The sequence below is a fragment of the Pseudomonas chlororaphis genome (genome assembly GCA_001023535.1).
Classification (GTDB): domain Bacteria; phylum Pseudomonadota; class Gammaproteobacteria; order Pseudomonadales; family Pseudomonadaceae; genus Aquipseudomonas; species Aquipseudomonas chlororaphis_E.
Genome location: CP011020.1, coordinates 4,772,501 through 4,793,765, shown reverse-complemented (window position 1 = coordinate 4,793,765; position 21,265 = coordinate 4,772,501). Strand labels below are relative to the sequence as shown.

Annotated in this window: 23 protein-coding genes (1 of these 23 only partly in view); 13 read left to right on the top strand and 10 right to left on the bottom strand. The window is 61.5% G+C overall.

Annotation, left to right across the window (positions count from 1 at the left end; translation table 11 throughout):
- The first annotated feature begins 10 nt into the window (after positions 1–10).
- The 5 genes from VM99_20990 to VM99_20970 all read left to right on the top strand — a co-directional run bounded on the left by VM99_20990 (position 11) and on the right by VM99_20970 (position 5,306).
- Entirely contained in the window at positions 11–835 is an 825-nt protein-coding gene (locus VM99_20990; protein ID AKK00425.1) for a polyamine ABC transporter permease, read from the top strand.
- A gap of 203 nt (positions 836–1,038) precedes the next feature.
- On the top strand, positions 1,039–2,187 hold the full coding sequence (locus tag VM99_20985) for an alcohol dehydrogenase (GenBank protein AKK00424.1): 1,149 nt from the start codon (positions 1,039–1,041) through the stop codon (positions 2,185–2,187).
- 78 nt (positions 2,188–2,265) lie between these two features.
- Positions 2,266–2,940: a ribulose-phosphate 3-epimerase gene (locus VM99_20980; GenBank protein AKK00423.1), complete on the top strand. Its 675-nt coding sequence runs from the start codon at positions 2,266–2,268 to the stop codon at positions 2,938–2,940.
- Positions 2,937–3,755: a phosphoglycolate phosphatase gene (locus VM99_20975; GenBank protein ID AKK00422.1), complete on the top strand. Its 819-nt coding sequence runs from the start codon at positions 2,937–2,939 to the stop codon at positions 3,753–3,755. The genes VM99_20980 and VM99_20975 overlap by 4 nt, the downstream gene beginning before the upstream one ends.
- Before the next feature lie 69 nt (positions 3,756–3,824).
- Entirely contained in the window at positions 3,825–5,306 is a 1,482-nt protein-coding gene (locus VM99_20970; protein ID AKK00421.1) for an anthranilate synthase component I, read from the top strand.
- Between the two features lie 125 nt (positions 5,307–5,431).
- On the opposite strand, the gene VM99_20965 is transcribed toward VM99_20970, so the two are convergent.
- Positions 5,432–7,339: an esterase gene (locus tag VM99_20965; protein AKK00420.1), complete on the bottom strand. Its 1,908-nt coding sequence runs from the start codon at positions 7,337–7,339 to the stop codon at positions 5,432–5,434.
- A gap of 411 nt (positions 7,340–7,750) precedes the next feature.
- Here VM99_20965 and VM99_20960 point away from each other — a divergent pair, with 411 nt between their 5' ends.
- From VM99_20960 to VM99_20945, 4 genes are read left to right on the top strand one after another with little or no spacing between them, the layout of a single operon-like run.
- Positions 7,751–8,344 (top strand): anthranilate synthase component II, encoded by a 594-nt coding sequence (locus VM99_20960; GenBank protein AKK00419.1) that lies wholly within the window; start codon positions 7,751–7,753, stop codon positions 8,342–8,344.
- A 9-nt stretch (positions 8,345–8,353) separates the two neighbouring features.
- Positions 8,354–9,403 (top strand): anthranilate phosphoribosyltransferase, encoded by a 1,050-nt coding sequence (gene trpD / locus VM99_20955; GenBank protein AKK00418.1) that lies wholly within the window; start codon positions 8,354–8,356, stop codon positions 9,401–9,403.
- Positions 9,400–10,236 (top strand): indole-3-glycerol-phosphate synthase, encoded by an 837-nt coding sequence (gene trpC, locus VM99_20950; protein AKK00417.1) that lies wholly within the window; start codon positions 9,400–9,402, stop codon positions 10,234–10,236. Before trpD ends, trpC begins: the two co-directional genes overlap by 4 nt.
- A gap of 5 nt (positions 10,237–10,241) precedes the next feature.
- Positions 10,242–10,943 carry a lipoate--protein ligase gene (locus VM99_20945; GenBank protein ID AKK00416.1) on the top strand — a complete coding sequence of 234 codons (702 nt, stop codon included), beginning with the start codon at positions 10,242–10,244 and terminating at the stop codon, positions 10,941–10,943.
- Here VM99_20945 and VM99_20940 read toward each other — a convergent pair.
- Positions 10,940–11,584, bottom strand: coding sequence for a cyclic AMP receptor protein (locus VM99_20940; protein AKK00415.1), 645 nt, complete (start codon positions 11,582–11,584; stop codon positions 10,940–10,942). The genes VM99_20945 and VM99_20940 overlap by 4 nt on opposite strands.
- 231 nt (positions 11,585–11,815) lie before the next feature.
- Here VM99_20940 and VM99_20935 point away from each other — a divergent pair, with 231 nt between their 5' ends.
- A complete protein-coding gene (locus VM99_20935; protein AKK00414.1) occupies positions 11,816–12,238 on the top strand; it encodes a peroxiredoxin in 423 nt (140 codons plus the stop codon).
- Between the two features lie 60 nt (positions 12,239–12,298).
- Here VM99_20935 and VM99_20930 read toward each other — a convergent pair whose 3' ends face one another.
- The 6 genes from VM99_20930 to VM99_20905 form a co-directional block, all read right to left on the bottom strand.
- Positions 12,299–12,946, bottom strand: a complete 648-nt coding sequence (locus VM99_20930; GenBank protein ID AKK00413.1) for a 2-octaprenyl-3-methyl-6-methoxy-1,4-benzoquinol hydroxylase — start codon at positions 12,944–12,946, stop codon at positions 12,299–12,301.
- Positions 12,947–13,019: 73 nt separating this feature from the next.
- Complete coding sequence (locus tag VM99_20925) at positions 13,020–13,358, bottom strand: zinc-binding protein (GenBank protein AKK00412.1); 339 nt, start codon at positions 13,356–13,358, stop codon at positions 13,020–13,022.
- Between the two features lie 82 nt (positions 13,359–13,440).
- A complete protein-coding gene (locus VM99_20920) occupies positions 13,441–14,229 on the bottom strand; it encodes a short-chain dehydrogenase (GenBank protein AKK00411.1) in 789 nt (262 codons plus the stop codon).
- Between the two features lie 62 nt (positions 14,230–14,291).
- A complete protein-coding gene (locus VM99_20915; protein ID AKK00410.1) occupies positions 14,292–15,260 on the bottom strand; it encodes a membrane protein in 969 nt (322 codons plus the stop codon).
- A 53-nt stretch (positions 15,261–15,313) separates the two neighbouring features.
- Positions 15,314–16,282, bottom strand: coding sequence for a 2-nitropropane dioxygenase (locus VM99_20910; GenBank protein ID AKK00409.1), 969 nt, complete (start codon positions 16,280–16,282; stop codon positions 15,314–15,316).
- A gap of 49 nt (positions 16,283–16,331) precedes the next feature.
- Positions 16,332–16,763 (bottom strand): membrane protein, encoded by a 432-nt coding sequence (locus VM99_20905; GenBank protein AKK00408.1) that lies wholly within the window; start codon positions 16,761–16,763, stop codon positions 16,332–16,334.
- A gap of 134 nt (positions 16,764–16,897) precedes the next feature.
- On the opposite strand from VM99_20905, the gene VM99_20900 reads away from it, so the two are divergent.
- A complete protein-coding gene (locus VM99_20900) occupies positions 16,898–17,932 on the top strand; it encodes an N-acetyl-gamma-glutamyl-phosphate reductase (protein AKK00407.1) in 1,035 nt (344 codons plus the stop codon).
- A gap of 141 nt (positions 17,933–18,073) precedes the next feature.
- A complete protein-coding gene (locus tag VM99_20895) occupies positions 18,074–18,424 on the top strand; it encodes an iron--sulfur cluster insertion protein ErpA (GenBank protein ID AKK00406.1) in 351 nt (116 codons plus the stop codon).
- Between the two features lie 68 nt (positions 18,425–18,492).
- Here the strand turns inward: VM99_20895 and VM99_20890 are convergent, their stop codons facing one another.
- Together VM99_20890 and VM99_20885 are read right to left on the bottom strand one after the other, a co-directional pair.
- Complete coding sequence (locus VM99_20890; GenBank protein ID AKK00405.1) at positions 18,493–19,584, bottom strand: anhydro-N-acetylmuramic acid kinase; 1,092 nt, start codon at positions 19,582–19,584, stop codon at positions 18,493–18,495.
- A 3-nt stretch (positions 19,585–19,587) separates the two neighbouring features.
- Entirely contained in the window at positions 19,588–21,003 is a 1,416-nt protein-coding gene (locus VM99_20885) for a peptidase M23 (protein AKK00404.1), read from the bottom strand.
- Between the two features lie 210 nt (positions 21,004–21,213).
- Here VM99_20885 and VM99_20880 point away from each other — a divergent pair, with 210 nt between their 5' ends.
- A protein-coding gene (locus VM99_20880; protein ID AKK00403.1) for a tyrosine--tRNA ligase crosses the window boundary here: on the top strand, positions 21,214–21,265 show its 5' portion. 1,148 nt of this gene lie beyond the right edge of the window; the window shows 52 of its 1,200 coding nt (coding positions 1–52); the start codon lies at positions 21,214–21,216; the stop codon falls past the right edge of the window.

The window sequence follows — 21,265 nt, the reverse complement described above, 5'->3', positions numbered from 1 at the left end:
GAGATTGAAAATGGTGAGTCCTTACATGTCCCCCGTGGAACGGGTGTGGTTCTACTGCTTGCGCACGCTCTGCGGGCTGATCCTGTTGTTCCTGATCCTGCCGGTGCTGGTGATCGTTCCGCTGTCGTTCAACTCCGGCAGCTTCCTGGTGTACCCGCTGCAAGGCTTTTCGCTGCAGTGGTACCACGACTTCTTCGCCTCCGCCGAATGGATGCGCGCGCTGAAGAACAGCATCATCGTCGCCCCGGCGGCGACGTTGCTGGCGATGGTCTTCGGTACGCTGGCGGCCATCGGCCTGACCCGCGGCGACTTTCCGGGCAAGGCGCTGGTGATGGCCCTGGTGATTTCGCCCATGGTGGTGCCGGTGGTGATCATCGGGGTCGCCAGCTACCTGTTTTTCGCGCCGCTGGGGATGGGCAACAGCTTCATCTCGCTGATTGTGGTGCACGCGGTGCTGGGCGTACCGTTCGTCATCATCACCGTGTCGGCGACCTTGCAGGGGTTCAACCACAACCTGGTGCGGGCGGCCGCCAGCCTCGGCGCTTCGCCGCTGACTGCATTTCGTCGGGTGACCTTGCCGTTGATCGCCCCGGGCGTCATCTCCGGGGCGCTGTTCGCCTTCGCGACGTCGTTCGATGAAGTGGTGGTGACGCTGTTCCTCGCCGGCCCCGAACAGGCCACGCTGCCTCGGCAGATGTTCAGCGGCATCCGCGAAAACCTCAGCCCGACCATCGCTGCGGCGGCGACGTTGTTGATCGCGTTCTCGGTGATCCTGCTGCTGACGTTGGAGTGGCTGCGTGGGCGCAGCGAGAAGTTGCGCACGGCCCAGGTCTGAAGGTCTGTATTGTCCAAATGTGGGAGCGAGCTTGCTCGCGATAGCGGTAGAGCATTCAACATTGATGCTGAATGTCAGTGCGCTATCGCGAGCAAGCTCGCTCCCACAGGGTTTCTCATTGCATTCATCAGCTGAATGGCAGAACAACCCCCGATACCGAGCTATCCTTGTGCCAGCCCATACTCGAACAAGAGGCCGCGCATATGAGTCTTTCCTCATTCAAGATCGCCCACAAACTGATCACCGGTGCCGCTGCCATCGAGCAACTGGCGGCCGAGTTGACGCGCCTGGACGTCGACAACCCGCTGATCGTGACCGATGCCGTGCTGGTCAAGTCCGGCACCGTGGAGCTGGCCCTGCAACATCTGGGCGGGCGCGACTACGAGATTTTCGACCGGGTCATGCCGGACCCGGAAATCGCCATCGTTGAAGACTGCATGCAAGCCTACCGTGACGGCGGCCATGACGGCCTGATCGGGCTGGGCGGTGGCAGTGCCATCGACATTGCCAAGTGCGTCGGCGTCTACGCCGGCTATCACGGTGAGTTGCAGGACATGTTCGGCGTCGACCAGGTGCCGCGCAAAGGCCCGCCGATGATCGCCATCCCCACCACTGCCGGAACGGGCTCGGAAGTCACCAACGTGGCGATCCTTTCCGACAAGGCGGCGCAACTGAAAAAAGGCATCGTCAGCGACTACCTGTTGCCGGACGTGGCGCTGGTCAGCCCGCAGATGACCCTGACGTGCCCGCGCAGCGTGACCGCGTCCAGTGGCGTCGATGCGCTGGTGCATGCCGTCGAGGCCTACCTGTCGCTCAATGCTTCGCCGATCACCGATGCCCTGGCCATCGGCGCGGTCAAGCTGATCACCCGTGCATTACCCAAGGCCTACGCCAACCCGGCTCACCTGCAAGCCCGCGAAGACATGGCCACCGCCAGCCTGATGGCCGGCATGGCCTTCGGCAACGCCGGGGTCGGGGCCGTGCATGCGCTGGCGTACCCGTTGGGCGGGCGTTTTCACATCTCCCATGGGGTGGCCAATGCGCTGTTGCTGCCGTACGTGATGGCCTGGAACAAAATGGCCTGTGTCGAGCGCATGCGCGACATCGCCGAGGCCATGGGCATCAAGACTGCTCACCTGAGCGATCTCGAGGCGGCCGATGAAGCCGTCGAGGCCATGGTTGCGTTGTGTGTCGCGGTGGAGATCCCCCGGGGCATGAGCGGCCTGGGCGTGACCGAAGATGTGATTCCGGCCATGGCCGTGGAAGCCGCCGGGATCGAGCGGCTGATGCGCAACAACCCGCGCAAGCTGAGCGCGGCGGATATCGAGAAGATCTACCGCGCGGCGTATTGATCGACTGTCACGGTGGGCGCGCCAAATCTTGCGGTATACAATGCGCGCCATCGTGATTTCGCTCAAAACAGGTGCGTCATGCAGCCCTTCGCTATTGCTCCGTCGATTCTCTCCGCCGACTTCGCCCGCCTGGGCGAGGAAGTGGACAACGTTCTGGCCGCCGGGGCCGACATCGTGCACTTCGATGTCATGGACAATCACTACGTGCCCAACCTGACCATCGGTCCGATGGTCTGCGCGGCGCTGCGCAAGTACGGCGTCACCGCGCCGATCGACGCACACCTGATGGTCAGCCCGGTAGACCGCATCGTCGGCGACTTCATCGAAGCCGGCGCGACCTACATCACCTTTCACCCCGAAGCCACCCAGCACATCGACCGTTCCCTGCAGTTGATCCGCGAGGGCGGTTGCAAGTCCGGCCTGGTGTTCAACCCGGCCACGCCTCTGGACGTGCTCAAGTACGTGATGGACAAGGTCGACATGGTCTTGCTCATGAGCGTCAACCCCGGCTTCGGTGGGCAGAAGTTCATTCCCGGCACCCTCGACAAACTGCGTGAAGCCCGTGCGTTGATCGATGCCTCGGGCCGTGACATCCGCCTGGAAATCGACGGTGGCGTGAATGTGAACAACATCCGCGAAATCGCCATGGCCGGCGCCGACACCTTTGTCGCCGGCTCGGCGATCTTCAATGCCCCGGACTACAAGGACGTCATCGACAAGATGCGCGCCGAACTGGCCCTGGCACGCCCATGAGCGGTTTCGAGCAGCTGTTCCCCGGCAGCTTGCCGCGTCTGGTGATGTTCGACCTCGATGGCACCCTGGTCGATTCGGTCCCGGACCTCGCGGCGGCCGTGGACAGCATGTTGCTCAAGCTCGGGCGTCCGCCGGCTGGCCTCGATGCGGTCCGGCATTGGGTCGGCAACGGCGCGCCGATGCTGGTGCGCCGGGCCCTGGCCAATGACATCGCAGCCGAGGGCGTGGATGACGCACTGGTCGAGCAGGCGCTGGAACTGTTCAATGAAGCCTATGAGGGCGATCATTCGCTGACGGTGGTCTACCCCGGCGTGCGCTCCACCCTCAAGTGGTTGCAAAAGCAGGGCGTGGAAATGGCGCTGATCACCAACAAGCCGGAGCGCTTCGTCGCGCCGTTGCTGGACCAGATGAAAATCGGCCGCTATTTCCGCTGGATCATCGGTGGCGACACCTTGCCGCAGAAGAAGCCTGATCCGGCGGCGCTGTTCTTCGTCATGAAAATGGCCAACATCCCGGCGTCCCAATCGCTGTTCGTCGGTGACTCGCGCAGCGATGTGCTGGCGGCGAAAGCGGCGGGGGTCAAGTGCGTGGCGCTCAGTTATGGCTACAACCATGGCCGGCCCATCGCCGAAGAGTTTCCCGCGTTGGTGATCGACGATTTGCGCCTGCTAATTCCCGGTTGCCTGGACCCTGCCGCTGAGATAACGTTTCCCGACGCTGTTCAATCCTCTTCTGGAAACGCCATCGTGGTGGTCACTCGCAAACTCTGGATGAAAGTCATCAAGGCCCTGGCCCGCTGGCGTTGGCGCGCCTGACGTGATCCTGCCGGTTGTCCGGCGCGTTTGCATTCCTGACTGTCAGCTCCTCTTGCCACGAGGCACCCCATGATCCGCGAAGAATTCCTGCGTCTAGCCGCTGCCGGCTACAACCGCATTCCGCTTGCCTGCGAAACCCTGGCCGACTTCGACACGCCGTTGTCGATCTACCTCAAGCTGGCCGACCAGCCCAATTCCTACCTGCTCGAATCGGTGCAGGGCGGCGAGAAGTGGGGGCGTTATTCCATCATCGGCCTGCCGTGCCGCACGGTGCTTCGGGTCCACGACCATCGCGTCAGCGTGACCCATGACGGTGTCGAGGTCGAAAGCCACGAGGTCGAAGACCCGCTGGCCTTCGTCGAAACCTTCAAGGCCCGCTACAACGTGCCGACCATTGCCGGGCTGCCGCGCTTCAACGGTGGCCTGGTGGGGTACTTCGGCTACGATTGCGTGCGCTACGTGGAAAAACGCCTCGGCACCTGCCCGAACCCCGATCCGCTGGGCGTGCCGGACATTCTGCTGATGGTGTCCGACGCGGTCGTCGTCTTCGACAACCTGGCCGGCAAGATGCACGCGATCGTCCTCGCCGATCCGTCGCACGAAGATGCCTACGAGCAAGGCCAACAAAGCCTGCAAGCGTTGTTGGAAAAGCTCCGCCAGCCGATCACGCCGCGCCCTGGCCTGGATTTCAGAAAGCAGTCGGCGGCCGACCCGGTGTTCCGTTCAAGCTTCACCCAGGCTGATTACGAGCGGGCCGTCGACACCATCAAGGAATACATCCTGGCCGGTGACTGCATGCAGGTCGTGCCGTCGCAGCGAATGTCCATCGACTTCAAGGCGGCGCCCATCGACCTGTATCGGGCGCTGCGCTGCTTCAACCCGACGCCCTACATGTACTTCTTCAACTTCGGCGACTTCCATGTCGTGGGCAGTTCGCCGGAAGTGCTGGTTCGGGTCGAAGACAACCTGATCACCGTGCGGCCGATCGCCGGTACGCGCCCCCGCGGCGCCACCGAGGAAGCCGACCGGGCGCTGGAAGAAGACCTGCTGTCGGACGCCAAGGAAATCGCCGAGCACCTGATGCTGATCGACCTGGGGCGCAACGACACCGGACGGGTGTCGGAAGTCGGCTCGGTGAAGCTCACCGAGAAAATGGTCATCGAGCGCTATTCCAATGTGATGCACATCGTGTCCAACGTCACCGGCCAACTGAAGGCCGGACTGACGGCGATGGACGCCTTGCGGGCGATCCTGCCGGCGGGCACCTTGTCCGGCGCGCCGAAAATCCGCGCGATGGAAATCATCGACGAACTCGAGCCGGTCAAGCGTGGCGTGTATGGCGGGGCGGTGGGTTACTTCGCCTGGAACGGCAACATGGACACCGCCATTGCCATTCGCACGGCGGTGATCAAGAACGGTGAACTGCACGTGCAGGCCGGTGGTGGCATCGTCGCCGACTCGGTGCCAGCGCTGGAATGGGAAGAAACCCTGAACAAGCGCCGGGCGATGTTCCGTGCCGTGGCGCTGGCCGAACAGACTTCGAGCGATTGAACCCCTTCAACAACTCGATCAATGTGTGGGAGCGAGCTTGCTCGCGATGAGGCCGTCATATTCAACCAACCAGTTGACTGACAGTCCGCAATCGCGAGCAAGCTCGCTCCCACAGGTTCTCTCGATCAGAAGTCCAGGCTGACGCCCACGCTCACCCCTTGCTGGGTCATGTCATCATCCTTGCGCAACGTATAGCCGCCCCGCAGTGCCAGGTCGTTGGTCAACTTGTGGCTGACCCCCAGGCTCAGGCGATTCAAGTGGCTCTGTGGCGTGTAGCCTTCAAGCGTGAAGTCGTTGGCCGGCAGGCTGTTGAGGGCGATGTTCACCTTCTGCGTGTCGTCTTCGTACTCGCGTTCGTGGGCGTATTCACCAAACACCTGGGTCTGGCGAGTGAGGTTGTATTTGCCTTGCAAGCCAATGCCCAGGCGCTTCGAGTCGCGGGTCTGGTCGTCGAAGGTCAGGGCGGTGGAACGGTTGCTCTTCTCGGAATAACCGTCGACTTCCACCTTCGCATAGTCGGCGCTGATGAACGGTGACAGGTGCCATTCGCTGCCCGGCTGGGCGATGTCATAGCCCACGCGGGTGCTGAATGCCCACAGGTGACCGTCGGTGTCGCCTTTTTCCTGCGCCTCGTTGACGCCCAGGTCGAACTTGCGCTCCAGGCTGTCGTAGTCGAGCTTGCCACCGGTCAGTGCCGCGTCGGCCCACCAGCGATTCTGCTGGAACTGGGCGAAAGCGGTCGCCAGGTAGCTGTTGAGCTTGTAGTTCGAATCGTTGTGGCCGGCGTCCATGTCCTGGCGGTAGAGGCCTGCCGCGACACCCACGCGCCACGCTTCGTTGAGGCGATAGCTGCCGCCGACGTTCAGGCTGTAGCCGCTGCCATCGGCGCTGGCGCCGCTGCTCTGGCTGTCGACATCCAGATGCTGGCCGCCGCCTGCAACGATCGCTCGCCATTGGCCGACTGCCTGCCAGTTCTCCCAATCCGATTGCCACTGGCTGCGCAATTCATCCTGGTGGGCGCGCAGGGTCGAGTGGGCCATTTCCGGCAGCAAGGTCAGCTCCCAGGGTGCTGCGAGCAGGGAATAGGCGTAGTCGGCGATCAGCTTTTGCCCGGTCTCGGTCGGGTGGACGGCGTCGTTGTAGATCAGCTTGGTGGGATCAGGCGTGGCACTGTTGATGCCGTAAGTGGGGTTTTCCGTGCAGTTATTGCCGCTGAAGCAGGTGGCGGTGAGGTTCTCGCCGGTGGCGAGGCCGAACCGTGCCGGGTCGGCGAAGCTTTCGCGCAACAGCAGCGGAATGTTCAGCGGAATGACTTCGGCGTCGATGCCCTGCAACCGTGTGACCAGTTGCTGGTTGAAGTCGTTGCCCAGTTGCGAGAAGACGTCCTGCAGCGGGCCGCCATTGAGTGCTGGGGTCAGGCCCAGGTCGGGCAGTAGCCAGACCATCACATAGCGGGCACCGGCCGTTTGCAGCACCTGGACGCTGTCGGCCAGGCGGTCGGCAGCGGCCTGCGCCTGCGCGGTGTTCAGGACCCGGCCCTGGAGAAAGTCGTTACCACCCCCGGAAAGGTAATACAGCGCATTCGGATCGGCCCGCAGGCCATTGGACTGCAAGTAGCCAGGGCGGCTGCGTTCGCCGGTATCGGACACACCGGTAATCGACTCCAGGATCTGGTCGGTGCGATAACCGCCCACCGCCCAGTTATTGCCATCGGCGAGCCCTTCGTTGGCGCGGACCGCCGAGGTGGAGGCGGCGGTTTCGTCGGCGGAATAACCCAGGCGCCCGCCGAGCAGTTGGGTCGAGTTGGCGGAATAGGCTTCGCCGCTGCCGTTCGTGTAGTTCGGGCCGGTTCGGTTGGTGTAGCGTTCGGTCGAGCCAGGTGGGCCATTGGGGTCGGCGAATTGGCCGGCATCATTGAGGCTGTCACCGAACACGATGAACTTGGAATAGGGGGTGGATGCGGCGCTCGCCTGGGCGCAGGCCATCGCCAGCAGACAACTGGCAATCGGTACGAACAGCGTCTTTTTGATCATGGGAAAATCCGTTTTTATCTTATTGTTGTTTGGCAAACGAAACGACAGTACCAAAAACTTCCGGCGTTTTGCCATCTGTCCGCGCTGCCGCGATTGTTTCAAGGACCTTCGGGATCGGTCATATTGCGTGCTCAGCCCAGCTAGGCTACTGTGCCGGGACGTATGAACGAGACTTCCCTTGTGTCGATTGTCAGCAAACTTCTGGATCAAATGATCAAGGCACACGCCCGCTGGCGTTGGCGCGCCTGAACATTCTCCGCCGGCCTCGCCGGACCTGTACCGATTTGCCTTCTTTACCCGCTTGAAAGCCGCTTTGCCGGGGTGCCACGTGCCCTGCCAAGCGCAACACCGCGCGGGTCACTCTCCGAAGGCTGTATTTAAAGTCAGTGAATTCAATAGGTTGCTTACGCCATGTTGCTGATGATCGATAACTACGACTCTTTTACCTACAACGTTGTGCAGTACCTTGGCGAGCTGGGCGCCGAGGTCAAGGTCGTGCGCAACGACGAATTGACCATCGCCGAAATCGAAGCCCTCAAGCCTGAGCGCATCGTTGTCTCCCCCGGCCCGTGCACGCCGACCGAAGCGGGCGTCTCCATCGAAGCCATCAAGTATTTCGCCGGCAAGCTGCCGATCCTGGGCGTCTGCCTGGGCCATCAGTCCATCGGCCAGGCGTTCGGCGGCGATGTGGTGCGCGCCCGGCAAGTCATGCACGGTAAGACTAGCCCGGTATTCCACGAGGACAAGGGCGTGTTCGAGGGCCTGAACCGGCCGCTGACCGTTACCCGCTACCACTCCCTGATCGTCAAGCGCGAAACCTTGCCCGATTGCCTGGAGTTGACGGCCTGGACCCAGCTCGACGACGGTTCTGTGGACGAAATCATGGGGCTGCGACACAAGACGTTAAACATCGAGGGTGTGCAATTTCATCCCGAGTCTATTCTCACCGAGCAGGGCCACGAGCTGTTCGCCAACTTCCTCAAACAAACCGGCGGCACGCGCTAAGGACTTTTCATGGATATCAAGACAGCCCTGAGCCGTATCGTCGGCCATCTCGACCTGAGCACCGATGAGATGCGCGACGTGATGCGCGAAATCATGACCGGGCAATGCACGGATGCGCAGATTGGCGCATTCATGATGGCCATGCGCATGAAGAGCGAGAGCATCGATGAAATCGTCGGCGCGGTCTCGGTCATGCGCGAGCTCGCCGACAAGGTCGAGCTCAAGACTCTGGACGGCGTCGTTGACGTCGTGGGCACCGGCGGCGATGGCGCCAATATCTTCAACGTTTCCACCGCGTCGGCGTTCGTCGTCGCAGCGGCCGGCTGCACCGTTGCCAAACACGGCAATCGCGCGGTGTCGGGCAAGAGCGGCAGCGCCGATCTGCTTGAGGCGGCCGGGATCTACCTGAACCTGACGCCGGTCCAGGTGGCCCGTTGCATCGACAACGTCGGCATCGGCTTCATGTTCGCCCAGACCCACCACAGCGCCATGAAGCACGCCGCCGCGCCGCGCCGCGATCTGGGGCTGCGCACATTGTTCAACATGCTCGGCCCGCTTACGAATCCGGCCGGCGTGAAACATCAGGTGGTCGGGGTCTTCAGCCAGGCGCTGTGCCGGCCATTGGCTGAAGTCCTGCAGCGCCTGGGCAGCAAGCATGTCCTGGTGGTTCATTCGAAAGATGGCCTGGATGAGTTCAGCCTGGCGGCCCCCACCTTCGTGGCCGAACTAAAAAATGATCAGATCAGCGAGTATTGGGTCGAACCTGAAGACCTGGGCATGAAGAGCCAGAGCTTGCACGGCCTGGCGGTCGACGGCCCGGCCCAATCCCTGGAGCTGATCCGCGATGCCCTGGGCCGCCGCAAGACCGAGAATGGCCAGAAAGCCGCCGAGATGATCGTGCTCAATGCCGGCGCTGCGCTGTACGCGGCGGACCACGCCAGCAGCCTCAAGCAAGGCGTCGAGCTGGCCCATGATGCGCTGCACACCGGCCTGGCGAGGGAAAAGCTCGAGGAACTGGGTGCATTTACCGCCGTATTCAAAGTGGAGAACGAAGGATGAGTGTGCCAACGGTTCTGGAAAACATCCTGGCTCGCAAGGCTGAAGAAGTGGCCGAGCGCCGTGCTCGGGTCAGCCTGGCCGAATTGGAAGGCCTGGCCCGCTCGGCGGATGCGCCCCGGGGGTTTGCCCAGGCACTGATCGATCAGGCCAAGAGAAAGCAACCGGCGGTCATCGCTGAAATCAAGAAAGCCTCTCCCAGCAAGGGCGTGATTCGCGAGGACTTTGTCCCGGCCGACATCGCCAAGAGCTACGAGAAGGGTGGGGCGACCTGCCTTTCGGTACTGACGGATGTCGACTTCTTTCAGGGCGCCGACGCGTATCTGCAGGAGGCGCGAGCGGCCTGCAAGTTGCCGGTGATCCGCAAGGACTTCATGATCGACCCGTATCAGATCGTCGAGGCGCGTGCCCTGGGCGCCGATTGCGTGCTGTTGATCGTCTCCGCCCTGGACGACGTCAAGATGGCCGAGCTGGCCGCCGTGGCCAAGGGCGTGGGCCTGGACGTGCTGGTGGAAGTCCATGATGGTGACGAGTTGGAGCGGGCGCTGAAAACCCTCGACACCAAGTTGGTGGGCGTGAACAACCGCAACCTGCACACCTTTGAGGTCAGCCTGGAGACCACCCTGGACCTGCTGCCGCGGATTCCGCGCGACCGCCTCGTCATCACGGAAAGTGGCATCCTCAACCGCGCCGATGTCGAGCTGATGGAAGTCAGCGACGTCTATTCGTTCCTGGTGGGTGAAGCGTTCATGCGGGCCGAGAACCCGGGCACCGAGCTGCAACGCCTGTTCTTTCCTGAGCGTGGCCTGCCGGTCAGCGGCTCGACGCTGGACTGAGGCCCATGTCGCCGGTGATTTCCCTGGCCGTCGAAGCGGGCCTGCAAGCCGAACAGGATCTGCTCGCCAGCATTTGCGCGGGCGATGCCGAGTTCGGCCTGTTGTTCTGGCAGCCCAGTGACCGCGCGCTGGTCATGCCGCGGCGCTTGAGTCGCCTGCCCGGCTTTGAACACGCCAGCGCGGTATCGGCGGCCCACGGCTGGCCGGTGCTTTTGCGTGAAACGGGGGGTGAGCCGGTGCCGCAGTCTTCTGCGACGGTCAATATCGCCCTGGTCTACGCGCCGCCGCGCAGCGAGGGGGATCACGGCCGCATCGAAACGGCCTACCGTCGGTTGTGCGAGCCCATCTGCCAGTTGCTGGATGAGTTGGGCGGCGTGGCTTCCCTGGGCGAGGTGGAGGGGGCGTTCTGCGACGGTCGATTCAACGTTAACCTCGATGGCCGCAAGATGGTCGGCACCGCCCAGCGCTGGCGCCAAAGCAAGGGCGGCCAGCGTCCGGTGGGTCTGGTCCATGGCGCACTTCTGCTTGAGAACGAGCGTGAGTCCATGGTTGCGGCGGTCAATCGCTTCAACCAGGCCTGTGGCCTGGAGCAGCGAGTGCGTGCCGAAAGCCACATCGCGCTGCATGAGAAATTCCCCGCGCCCGAGGCGTTGGAGCGGCTCGATGCGTTGTACCGGGCGTTGTTGACCGAGTTGCTGGACGGTTAACGCGTTCCGAACACCACCATGGTCTTGCCTTTGACGTCGACCAGGTTGCGCTCTTCCAGATCCTTCAGCACACGGCCGACCATTTCCCGGGAGCAGCCAACGATCCGGCCGATTTCCTGGCGAGTGACCTTGATTTGCATGCCGTCCGGGTGGGTCATGGCGTCGGGCTGCTTGCACAGGTCCAGCAGGCAGCGGGCCACGCGCCCCGTCACGTCGAAAAAGGCCAGGTCGCCGACCTTGCGAGTTGTGTTGCGCAGGCGCTGTGCGATTTGTCCGCTGAGGACGTAAAGAATGTCCGCGTCTTGCAGGGACAGTTCTCGGAATTTCGTGTAGCTGATTTCCGCGACTTCGCATTCGATCTTGGTTCGCACCCACGCACTGCGTTGCTGTTCCTTGCCTGCCTGCTCGAACAACCCCAGCTCACCGAAAAAGTCCCCGGAGTTGAGGTAGGCGATGATCATCTCCCGCCCGTCGTCATCCTCGATCAGGATGGTGACCGATCCCTTGATGATGAAAAACAACGTGTCCGAACGGTCCCCTGCGCAAATGATGTTGTGCTTGGCCGGATAGCGGCGGCGCTGGCAATGCATCAAGAGCTTGTCGAGATTCTTGATCTTGAGCGTGGGAGTAATGGCAACCATGGTTGTGTCCCGAAAAACGGCGCGGTATGAGGTTTGGTTTTTATGGGCGCGATGAAAATCGCTGAAAGCTGGCAATAAGCCAGCGAGTTGGCGCCAGCTTAACAGAGGCACTCAAAATTGATTCGAGAATTTACTCAGGGACGTAAGTGTCAGGCGACGTAAGGCAAAAGCAGCCACGACGGAGGGCTGTGCTAAGCTGGCGACCCTTTTTTAGACAGTGGAGTCTTGGCGATGAAGGCACGCATCCAATGGGCTGGCGAAGCCATGTTCCTCGGTGAGTCGGGCAGTGGTCACGTGGTCGTCATGGATGGCCCGCCCGATGCCGGTGGTCGGAACCTGGGTGTCCGGCCCATGGAAATGCTCCTGCTGGGCGTAGGCGGTTGCAGTAACTTCGACGTGGTCAGCATTCTCAAGAAGTCGCGCCAGGCCGTCGAAAGTTGTGAAGCGTTCCTGGAAGCGGAACGCGCCACGGAAGATCCGAAAGTGTTTACCAAGATCCACATGCATTTCGTGGTGAAAGGGCGTGCGCTGAAGGAAGCCCAGGTCAAGCGGGCCATCGAGTTGTCTGCCGAGAAATACTGCTCGGCTTCGATCATGCTTGGCGCTGCGGGCGTTGAAATCACCCACGATTACGAAATCATCGAGCTGGGCTGATCGAGCTGAGTTCATCGTGGCAAGGGCGCACACGCCGTTGCCACATGAACATTGGCCTTGTCAGATCCGGTAGGTGCTCTTGGTCATGACCTTGGCCAGCAGGCTCATGCCGAACTTCACGGGAGCCGGGAAGCGGAAGCCGCCGGCCTCGAGCGCGCTTTCGGCGTGGTGTTCTTCGTCCTTGCGCATCTGCTCCAGAATCGCGCGGGATTTTTCATCCTCGGCGGGGAGTTGTTCCAGGTGTTCATTGAGGTGCTTGCACACCTGATGCTCGGTTGCGGCGACGAACCCCAGGCTGACCTTGTCGCTGATCAACCCGGCCACGGCGCCGATGCCGAATGACATGCCGTAGAACAGCGGATTCAGGACGCTGGTGTGGCTGCCCAGTTGGCGAATGCGTTGCTCGCACCAGACCAGATGGTCGATTTCTTCTTCGGCGGCATGCTCCATGGCCTCGCGCACCCGGGGCAATTTCGCGGTCAACGCCTGGCCTTGGTACAAGGCCTGGGCGCAGACTTCACCGGTGTGGTTGATTCGCATCAGGCCAGCCACGTGGCGGGTCTGCTCGTCACTGAGCTGGGCGTCCGGCTGCACGATAGCCGGCGATGGCCGATACGGTTGGCCACTGAAGGGCAATAGCGTGCGCATCGCGGTATCGGCTTGCAGCAGCAGGCGGTCAATCGGCGAGTAGTGACGTTGGGTAGTCATGCGTACCTCCGGGAAAAAACAGCGGCCAGTTTAACTCAATCGGCCGCCGGTGATTTGCGTTGGGTCAGGGTTATCAACCCGGCGGCCAGTTCATCTGGCGCTGTCCCAGCACGTGCATATGAATGTGATAGACGGTCTGTCCACCGAGTTCATTGCAGTTCATCACCACGCGAAAGCCTTCCTCGCAGCCCAGTTCAAGCGCCAGGCGCTGGGCGGTGAACAGAATGTGCCCGGCTAGGCCTTTGTCCGCTTCGGTCAGGTCATTGAGGGTGCGAATCGGTTTTTTCGGAATGACCAGAAAATGCACCGGCGCCTGGGGGGCGATGTCGTGGAAGGCCAGGACCTGGTCATCCTCGTAAATGATCTTCGCCGGGATTTCCCGGTTGATGATCTTGGTAAACAGAGTATCCACAGCTGTTTCTCCGTTGAGTGGGTCGAGGTCGAGTGTACTGAAGGCTCGGTCGGCGAGCCTGGGTTTTTAAACGTTCGGCAGATCAGCGCGGGCAGTAGGCCTTGTTGGTCCTGCCGGCGAGGGTCCGGACCAGCCACCGCGAGCCCAGGCGTGGCAAGGCGGCCAACCAGCGGTTGCGGCGTCCGGGAATGATGATGGCGGTGTTTTTGTCCAGCGCACGCACGGCGTACAGCGCGACTTCTTCCGGGCTCATCAGGTGCTTGTCGTGGGTGAGGTGCTGCTCGTGCATCTGCGCCCTGGCAAAAAAACCGGTACGGGTCGGGCCGGGGCAAAGCACCGAGACCTTGATCGCACACTTTTTCAGTTCGACCCGCAGGGCTTCGGAGAAGTGCAGCACGTAGGCCTTGCTGGCGTGATAGGTGCTCATCCATGGGCCGGGCTTGAACGCGGCCGTCGATGCCACGTTGAGGATCTGGCCGCCACCCTGCAAGGCCATGCTGTTGCCGACGGCGTGGCAAATGCGCGTCAGGGCGAGGATGTTCACTTCGATCAGGTCCTGTTCGGTCATCCAGTCCTGGCCCAGGAACGGGCCGCAGGTGCCGATGCCCGCACAATTGACCAGCAAGTCGATTTGCCGCTCGCCTTCCTCCAGCTCCAAGAGAAAACCTGAAAGCCTCAACGGTTCGCCCAGGTCGCAGGCCCGGAACAACACCTCTACGCCAAAGCGCTGGGTCAGTTCAATGGCAATACTTTCCAGCCGATCACGCTGTCGGGCCACCAGTATCAGGTCGCGACCGCGCCGGGCCAGCGCTTCGGCCATGGCCAGGCCTATGCCGCTGGAAGCGCCAGTGATCAGAGCGTAACGGGTCATGCAGTTCTCCATCGCAACAGCCCGCCGCCAGTGGACTGGGCTGTCACCGGTACGCAGCGCGCTTATTGTTCCTCTTGTTCCTCTTCATAGTCTACAGAAGGAGAGGCGGGCTCGGCTGCCTCGGCAGCGGGTTCTGCGCTGGTCTCGTCGCTGGATTCACTGCTTTCGTAGCTGCTCAGGGAACTGGTGTCGTAGTCCTCGGAGAGGCCGCTGAAGGCCCCGGCCACGGCGCCAACGATCATCAGGACGATCAGCACGACCCATAGCCACGACAGAACCTTGACCGCGGTGCTGTTAGGCGGTGGCGGTGGGCCGTAGCGGTTGGGGCCGTCGTTGCCTGGCGCGCAGATCATCACGAGCGGGAAGACGCTGCCTACGAACGGCACCAGGTTGAGCAGCCACAGCCAGCCGGACCAGCCAATGTCATGCAGGCGCTGGACGCTGAACTGGATGCTCACGAAGGCAAAGCCGAGGAAGATGGCCCCGCCGATCAACCCGCCGACGATCATGGCCGCCAGCGAATTCGAAGCGAGGACCCATGACAGGCTGTACCAGAAGGCGATGCCGATGACGGGCAACATGGCGAGTGTCAGGACCATGGTCCAGGCCAGGTAGCGCAGGCGCCCGATACGGCCTTCGAAACTGAAGGGTTTGAGGGTGCTGTAGGTGGCGAGGCTTTCGCCAACGTCGGCCCGAGGGGGAGCGTAGGGGGAGACGGGATCAATGAGCGCGTCAGAGTGGCGTGCGCCTGGCTGCTGGGGCGAGTCCTGCACTTCGCCGAGGTCCAGTTGGAGAGATGGCTCTGCCTCGATCCGGGCATCGATTCCGCTTTTGTTCAGCGCTTCCAGGTATTTCTGGGCTTCGCTTTGGGACAGGTTGCTTTTGAGCGCAACCTTGCGGCCACTGAACAACCGCTCGATGGCGCTGACATCGCTCTTGAACAACTCGGCGAGGTTGAGTTTGGCTGTGGTGGTATCGACGCCCGGCATCAGGGCTCCGTCGAATACGATATTGAAACGGGTTTCACTCATGCCCGGCATCCTTGTCTCTAAATGGTTATGCAGCGGTTTTTGATCGGGGCAGTTCAGCGAGGCCATTGGCCGCCGAGCTGCGTCGCCCGGGCTTGCGCCTGGCGGTATTCTTTGTCCAGTCGGGCCACCAACTCATCGACGCTGGGCAGATCATGGATTTCCCCCACGCCCTGGCCGGCGGACCACACGCTTTTCCAGGCCTTGGCCTCATCGTTCAGCGGCTTGAGCTTCGAGCCAAAGTCGACTTCGCCTTTGCCCTGCAAGGCAGCGAGGTCGAAGCCGGCGTTTTCCAGGCTCTGGCGCATGAAGCTGGCCGGCACCCCGGATACCGCAGGAGTATGCACGATGTCTGCGGCTCTGGATGTGAGCAACATCTCTTTATAGGCGTCGGGCGCATGGCTTTCGCCGGTGCCGATGAAGCGTGTCCCGAAATAGGCCAGGTCCGCGCCGAGCAACTGGGCGGCCAGTATCTGATGGCCGTGGTTCAGACAGCCCGCCAGCAGCAAGGTTTTATCGAAGAACTGGCGGATCTCGGCGACCAGCGAGAACGGGCTCCAGGTCCCGGCATGGCCCCCGGCGCCGGCCGCCACGGCGATCAGGCCATCAACGCCGGCTTCGGCTGCTTTCTCGGCGTGGCGCCGCGTGGTGACGTCGTGGAACACCAGGCCACCATAGCCATGCACGGCGTCCACCAGTTCCTTGACCGCGCCCAGGCTGGTGATGACGATCGGCACCTTGTGTTCGATGCAGATCGCCAGGTCGGCCTGAAGGCGCGGATTGCTGTGATGGACGATCAGGTTGACGGCGTAGGGGGCCGGATTCTCCAGTATTGCCAGGCCTGCTTCGATTTCCTCCAGCCAGGCCTTGAAGCCACTGCTTTCGCGCTGGTTCAGTGCGGGAAAGCTGCCGACGATACCGTTTCGGCAGCAGGCCAGTACCAGCTGTGGATTGGAAATCAGGAACATCGGCGCAGCCACGACGGGCAAGCGCAGGCGTTGTTCGAGCAGAGCGGGCAGCGACATGAGAAGTACCCCGGATAAAGTAGTGCCGATTGGAAGGTTAGGCTTTGTCCTAGAACGGGCGAACCACGACCAGAATTACAATAGCCAGCAATATCAGAACCGGCACTTCATTGAACCAGCGATAAAAGACATGGCTGCGGGTGTTTTCGCCACGGGCGAAGCGTTTTACCTGGGCGCCGCACATGTGGTGATAACCGATCAGCAGCACCACCAGCGTCAGTTTGGCGTGCATCCAGCCACCCTGGGTGAAATACGCGCCGGCGTTCAGGCTCAGCAGCCCGATGCCGAACACCAGGGTGGCGATCATTGCCGGGCCCATGATGCCGCGATACAACTTGCGCTCCATCACGCTGAAGCGTTCCTGGCTGACGCTGTCCTCGCTTTGGGCGTGATAGACGAACAGGCGAGGCAGGTAGAACAGCCCTGCGAACCAGCAGACCATGCTGACGATGTGAAGTGCTTTGAGCCACAGATAGAGCATTTTGAGTTATTCCCAGATTCACGGTAGCCCGATAGTAGAGGTTAGAGCGGCCACACGTCACCTTGGCGGTTGTCGCGGCGCCGCGCGCCCCCTATCATCGACGGCTTTCCAGTGGGTTCGTTGAGGGCAGGTTTATGGTCAAGGTCGGTATCGTCGGCGGCACGGGTTACACCGGTGTCGAACTGCTGCGTCTATTGGCACAGCATCCGCAAGCTGAGGTGGTGGTCATTACCTCGCGATCCGAGGCTGGCCTGGCTGTCGCCGACCTGTATCCGAACCTGCGAGGCCACTACGATGGCCTGGCTTTCAGTGTTCCAGACATCGAGACCCTGGGCGCCTGCGACGTGGTGTTCTTCGCCACGCCTCACGGAGTTGCCCACGCCCTGGCGGGTGAGCTGCTGGCTGCGGGGACCAAGGTCATCGATCTGTCGGCGGACTTCCGCCTGCAGGATGCGGACGAGTGGGCCAAATGGTACGGCCAGCCCCACGGTGCGCCGCAGTTGCTCGAAGAAGCCGTCTACGGCCTGCCGGAAGTCAACCGCGAAAAAATAAAACAAGCGCGACTGATCGCGGTGCCGGGTTGCTATCCAACGGCAACACAGTTGGGCTTCCTGCCGCTGCTCGAAGCAGGCCTGGCCGATGCGTCGCGCTTGATCGCCGACTGCAAATCCGGTGTCAGCGGTGCCGGGCGTGGCGCCAGCGTAGGCTCGCTGTACTCCGAAACATCGGAGAGCATGAAGGCCTATGCCGTCAAAGGTCACCGGCATTTGCCGGAAATCCGCCAGGGCCTGCGCCGTGCCGCGGGCAAGGACGTCGGCCTGACCTTCGTCCCGCACCTGACGCCGATGATTCGCGGCATCCACTCCACTCTCTACGCAACCGTCGTCGATCGCTCGGTAGACTTGCAGGCGTTGTTCGAAAAACGCTATGCCAACGAACCGTTCGTGGACGTCATGCCGGCTGGCAGTCATCCGGAAACCCGCAGTGTGCGTGGCGCGAACGTTTGCCGTATCGCCGTGCACCGTCCGCAGGATGGTGACCTGGTGGTGGTGTTGTCGGTCATCGATAACCTGGTCAAGGGTGCATCGGGCCAGGCGGTGCAGAACATGAACATCCTGTTCGGGCTGGATGAGCGCCTGGGGTTGTCCCACGCGGGGATGTTGCCTTAAAGCCGTTTGAAAGCGGCAAGACTCCAGCCTGAAACCTGGAGCTTGCAGCCGCGCTTCTAATAGTTGACCGATTTGGTAGGAGAAGCGGATAATGCCCGCCATCACGCATTATGGCGGCGTAAACGCCGGGAGATATTCAGCATGAGCGTCGAAACCTTCACCCCCACGGCTTTGCAATTTACCCACGGTGCTGCGCACAAGGTGAAGAGCCTGGTCGATGAAGAGGGCAATGATCGTTTGAAGCTGCGCGTATTTGTAACGGGCGGCGGTTGTTCCGGTTTCCAGTACGGCTTCACTTTCGATGAGGAAGTGGCCGAGGACGACACCATCGTGGAACGCGAAGGCGTCAGCCTGGTGGTCGATCCAATGAGCTTCCAGTACCTGGCGGGTGCCGAGGTGGATTATCAGGAAGGCCTGGAAGGTTCGCGTTTCGTGATCAAGAACCCTAACGCTACCACGACGTGTGGGTGCGGCTCTTCGTTCTCGATCTGATTGCGTCAATCAAAAACGCCGCAGTGCCTTACGGCACTGCGGCGTTTTGTTGTCTGCGATTCATAGGCTCAAGCGGGGTAGATGGCGCCGAGTACGCGAAGACCTCGTGCGCCGGTCACGCTTGGGCGGTTGCCGGGAATGCCATGAAGGCAGCAATGGGCCAGCCAAGCGAATGCCATGGCCTCCACCCAGTCCGGATCGACGCCGTACACCGCCGTACTGCTGACGCGGGTCTGTGGCAACAAATCGGCCAAGCGCGTCATCAGCGCCTGGTTGTGCGCGCCGCCGCCGCAAACCAGCAGCTCTTCGGTATCTGACTGGGCCTGTCGCAAGGCGTCGACGATGGTCACCGCCGACAGTTCTAGCAGTGTGGCTTGCACGTTTTCGGGTGTGAAGGTCGGCAGGTGCGACAGGTGCCGGGCCAGCCAAGGCAGGTTGAATACCTCTCGCCCTGTACTCTTGGGGCCCGTGGTCACGAAGAAGGGGTCACCGAGCAGCGTTTTCAACAGGGTGGGTTCGACGTTGCCACTGGCGGCCCATTGGCCGTCGCGGTCAAAGTGTTCACCTTTCTGCTGATGTATCCAGGCATCGAGCAACACGTTGCCGGGGCCGCAATCGAAGCCGGTAACGGGTTTTCCTGGCTCGATCAGGCTGAGATTACTGAAGCCACCGACATTCAATACGGCCCGTTTGCCAGTTCGCTCTTCAAACAATGCTTCGTGAAACGCCGGTACCAGGGGCGCACCCTGCCCACCGGCGGCGACATCGCGGCTGCGAAAGTCGCTGACGATGCTGATTCCGGTCAACTCACTGAGCAGTGCCGGATTGCCGATCTGTACGGTAAAGCCCCGCGCCGGCTCATGGCGAATGGTCTGGCCATGGCTGCCAATCGCCGTAATGTCTTGTGGTTTGAGCTGCTGCTCGTTGAGCAAGGTGCGAACGCCCTGTGCGGCCAGCGTTACCCAGTTCTGCTGGGCGATGGCGGAGCGGGCAATCTCATCGGGCCCGCTGCTGCACAATTCGAGCAATTCGGCCCGCAGGGATGCGGGCATGGGTATGTAGTGCGTGGCGACCAGTTTGATCGCCGGAGCCAGTTCGACCAATGCGATATCCAGGCCGTCGAGGCTGGTCCCGGACATCACACCGATATAAAGCGCCATGGCCTAGCGCTTGCTCGAGGCGAGCAGGGTGGCTTTCTCTTGATCCATGCGTGCCATCAGCGGTTGGCTCTGAGCCAGGAAGCGGGCGCGCTCGGACTTGGCGATCGGATCGGCCATCGGCAGTTTCTGACCCAGTGGATCGACGTGGACGCCATTGACCTGGAATTCATAGTGCAGGTGCGGTCCGGTGGACAGGCCGGTGGTTCCGATATAGCCGATCACCTGGCCTTGCTTCACGGTGCCGCCAGTCTTCACGCCTTTGGCAAAGCCCTGCATGTGGCCGTACAGCGTCCGGTAAGTGTTGCCGTGCTGGATGATCACCGTGTTGCCATAGCCGCCGCGGCGGCCGGCCAACAGGACCTTGCCATCGCCGGCAGCCTTGATCGGCGTGCCCCGTGGTGCGGCGTAGTCGACGCCTTTGTGGGCGCGAATCTTGTTCAGGATCGGGTGCTTGCGGCCAGCGGAAAACTTGGAGCTGATGCGAGCAAAGTCAACCGGCGTACGGATGAATGCCTTGCGCATGCTGTTGCCGTCCGCCGTGTAGTAGCTGCTGTTACCCTGTTTATTGGTGTAGCGCACCGCAGTGTACGTCTTGCCACGGTTGGTGAAGCGTGCGGACAGGATCGGGCCGTTGCCGACGCTTTTGCCGTTGACCACCTTTTGCTCGTAGATGATGTCGAACTCGTCGCCCTGGCGAATATCCTGGGCGAAGTCGATGTCGTAGCCAAATACGTTGGCCATGTCCATGGTCAGGCTGTGGGACAGGCCGGCCCGGGCTGCCGATTGCGACAGCGAGCTGTTGATCACGCCATGTACATATGCCGAGCGAACGGTGGGTTTGGCGATGACGCGGTTGAATACATAGCCCTTGTCATTCTTGGTCAGGGTGATGCTTTCCAGGTCGCTCAACTTGGTGTGCAGGTTGTTCAACTGGCCATCTGGATTGAGTTCGAATTCGAGCTTCTGGCCGCGCTGCAGTTGAGTGAACTGCTTGGCTTGCTTGTCGCTGGCCAGGATTTCGTGGACCGATGTCGAAGGCAGGCCCACTTTTTCAAAGAGCGTAGAGAGGGTGTCGCCTTTGGCGACAATCACTTCGCGATGGTCCGGTCCTTTCTTTTCCTCGACCGCAGGAGCAACGGCCTGAGCGGTCTCGGGGGCGTCGTCGGCGTTGTTTTCAATCTGCGCAAAAGGGGAGGCTGCCGGTTCGTTTGTGGCTTGGACGGCTTCGGCAGCGTCTTGTTCTTGTGTCAGTTGTTCAGCAGGGCTTTCCAGTTCAAGGCTCAGCGTCGTCTTTTTGGCTTCCACGTCACTGGAGGGGAATACCAGGAGCGCCAGGCTAAGGAGGGCGGCGATACCACTTGCGGCAAGCAGGTGGGTCTTCGGGTAAAGCGGTGGCGCTTTAGACGGTTCGGTGGTCATAGGTAATTTGACTTTTGAAAAGATGAATTGGAAAAGATGAATGACATGATGAAGATGAAATAACTGTATAAAATATAACCAAATCCCCTTCGAAGCAAGCCCGCGGACGCTCTGTCCGTGGATTGGCGTCCGCGTGCCGGGCAAGCCTTGTATTTGGTGCGCGATATTGTATGGTTGGGGCCCTTTGAATCTGAGCCTTGCGGGTCTGTTATGAAGTCGGTTGAAGAGCAGCTAGCGCTGATCAAACGTGGTGCGGAAGAAC

What these genes read in the sequence shown, in the direction of transcription:
- trpD (AKK00418.1), top strand. Translation starts at nt 8,354, where the DNA reads ATGGATATCAAGACAGCCCTGAGCCGTATCGTCGGCCATCTCGACCTG.
- VM99_20985 (AKK00424.1), top strand. Translation starts at nt 1,039, where the DNA reads ATGAGTCTTTCCTCATTCAAGATCGCCCACAAACTGATCACCGGTGCC.
- VM99_20940 (AKK00415.1), bottom strand. Translation starts at nt 11,584, where the DNA reads ATGGTTGCCATTACTCCCACGCTCAAGATCAAGAATCTCGACAAGCTC.
- VM99_20970 (AKK00421.1), top strand. Translation starts at nt 3,825, where the DNA reads ATGATCCGCGAAGAATTCCTGCGTCTAGCCGCTGCCGGCTACAACCGC.
- VM99_20935 (AKK00414.1), top strand. Translation starts at nt 11,816, where the DNA reads ATGAAGGCACGCATCCAATGGGCTGGCGAAGCCATGTTCCTCGGTGAG.
- VM99_20900 (AKK00407.1), top strand. Translation starts at nt 16,898, where the DNA reads ATGGTCAAGGTCGGTATCGTCGGCGGCACGGGTTACACCGGTGTCGAA.
- trpC (AKK00417.1), top strand. Translation starts at nt 9,400, where the DNA reads ATGAGTGTGCCAACGGTTCTGGAAAACATCCTGGCTCGCAAGGCTGAA.
- VM99_20885 (AKK00404.1), bottom strand. Translation starts at nt 21,003, where the DNA reads ATGACCACCGAACCGTCTAAAGCGCCACCGCTTTACCCGAAGACCCAC.
- VM99_20910 (AKK00409.1), bottom strand. Translation starts at nt 16,282, where the DNA reads ATGTCGCTGCCCGCTCTGCTCGAACAACGCCTGCGCTTGCCCGTCGTG.
- VM99_20930 (AKK00413.1), bottom strand. Translation starts at nt 12,946, where the DNA reads ATGACTACCCAACGTCACTACTCGCCGATTGACCGCCTGCTGCTGCAA.
- VM99_20920 (AKK00411.1), bottom strand. Translation starts at nt 14,229, where the DNA reads ATGACCCGTTACGCTCTGATCACTGGCGCTTCCAGCGGCATAGGCCTG.
- VM99_20965 (AKK00420.1), bottom strand. Translation starts at nt 7,339, where the DNA reads ATGATCAAAAAGACGCTGTTCGTACCGATTGCCAGTTGTCTGCTGGCG.
- VM99_20980 (AKK00423.1), top strand. Translation starts at nt 2,266, where the DNA reads ATGCAGCCCTTCGCTATTGCTCCGTCGATTCTCTCCGCCGACTTCGCC.
- VM99_20960 (AKK00419.1), top strand. Translation starts at nt 7,751, where the DNA reads ATGTTGCTGATGATCGATAACTACGACTCTTTTACCTACAACGTTGTG.
- VM99_20895 (AKK00406.1), top strand. Translation starts at nt 18,074, where the DNA reads ATGAGCGTCGAAACCTTCACCCCCACGGCTTTGCAATTTACCCACGGT.
- VM99_20945 (AKK00416.1), top strand. Translation starts at nt 10,242, where the DNA reads ATGTCGCCGGTGATTTCCCTGGCCGTCGAAGCGGGCCTGCAAGCCGAA.
- VM99_20915 (AKK00410.1), bottom strand. Translation starts at nt 15,260, where the DNA reads ATGAGTGAAACCCGTTTCAATATCGTATTCGACGGAGCCCTGATGCCG.
- VM99_20890 (AKK00405.1), bottom strand. Translation starts at nt 19,584, where the DNA reads ATGGCGCTTTATATCGGTGTGATGTCCGGGACCAGCCTCGACGGCCTG.
- VM99_20990 (AKK00425.1), top strand. Translation starts at nt 11, where the DNA reads ATGGTGAGTCCTTACATGTCCCCCGTGGAACGGGTGTGGTTCTACTGC.
- VM99_20975 (AKK00422.1), top strand. Translation starts at nt 2,937, where the DNA reads ATGAGCGGTTTCGAGCAGCTGTTCCCCGGCAGCTTGCCGCGTCTGGTG.
- VM99_20905 (AKK00408.1), bottom strand. Translation starts at nt 16,763, where the DNA reads ATGCTCTATCTGTGGCTCAAAGCACTTCACATCGTCAGCATGGTCTGC.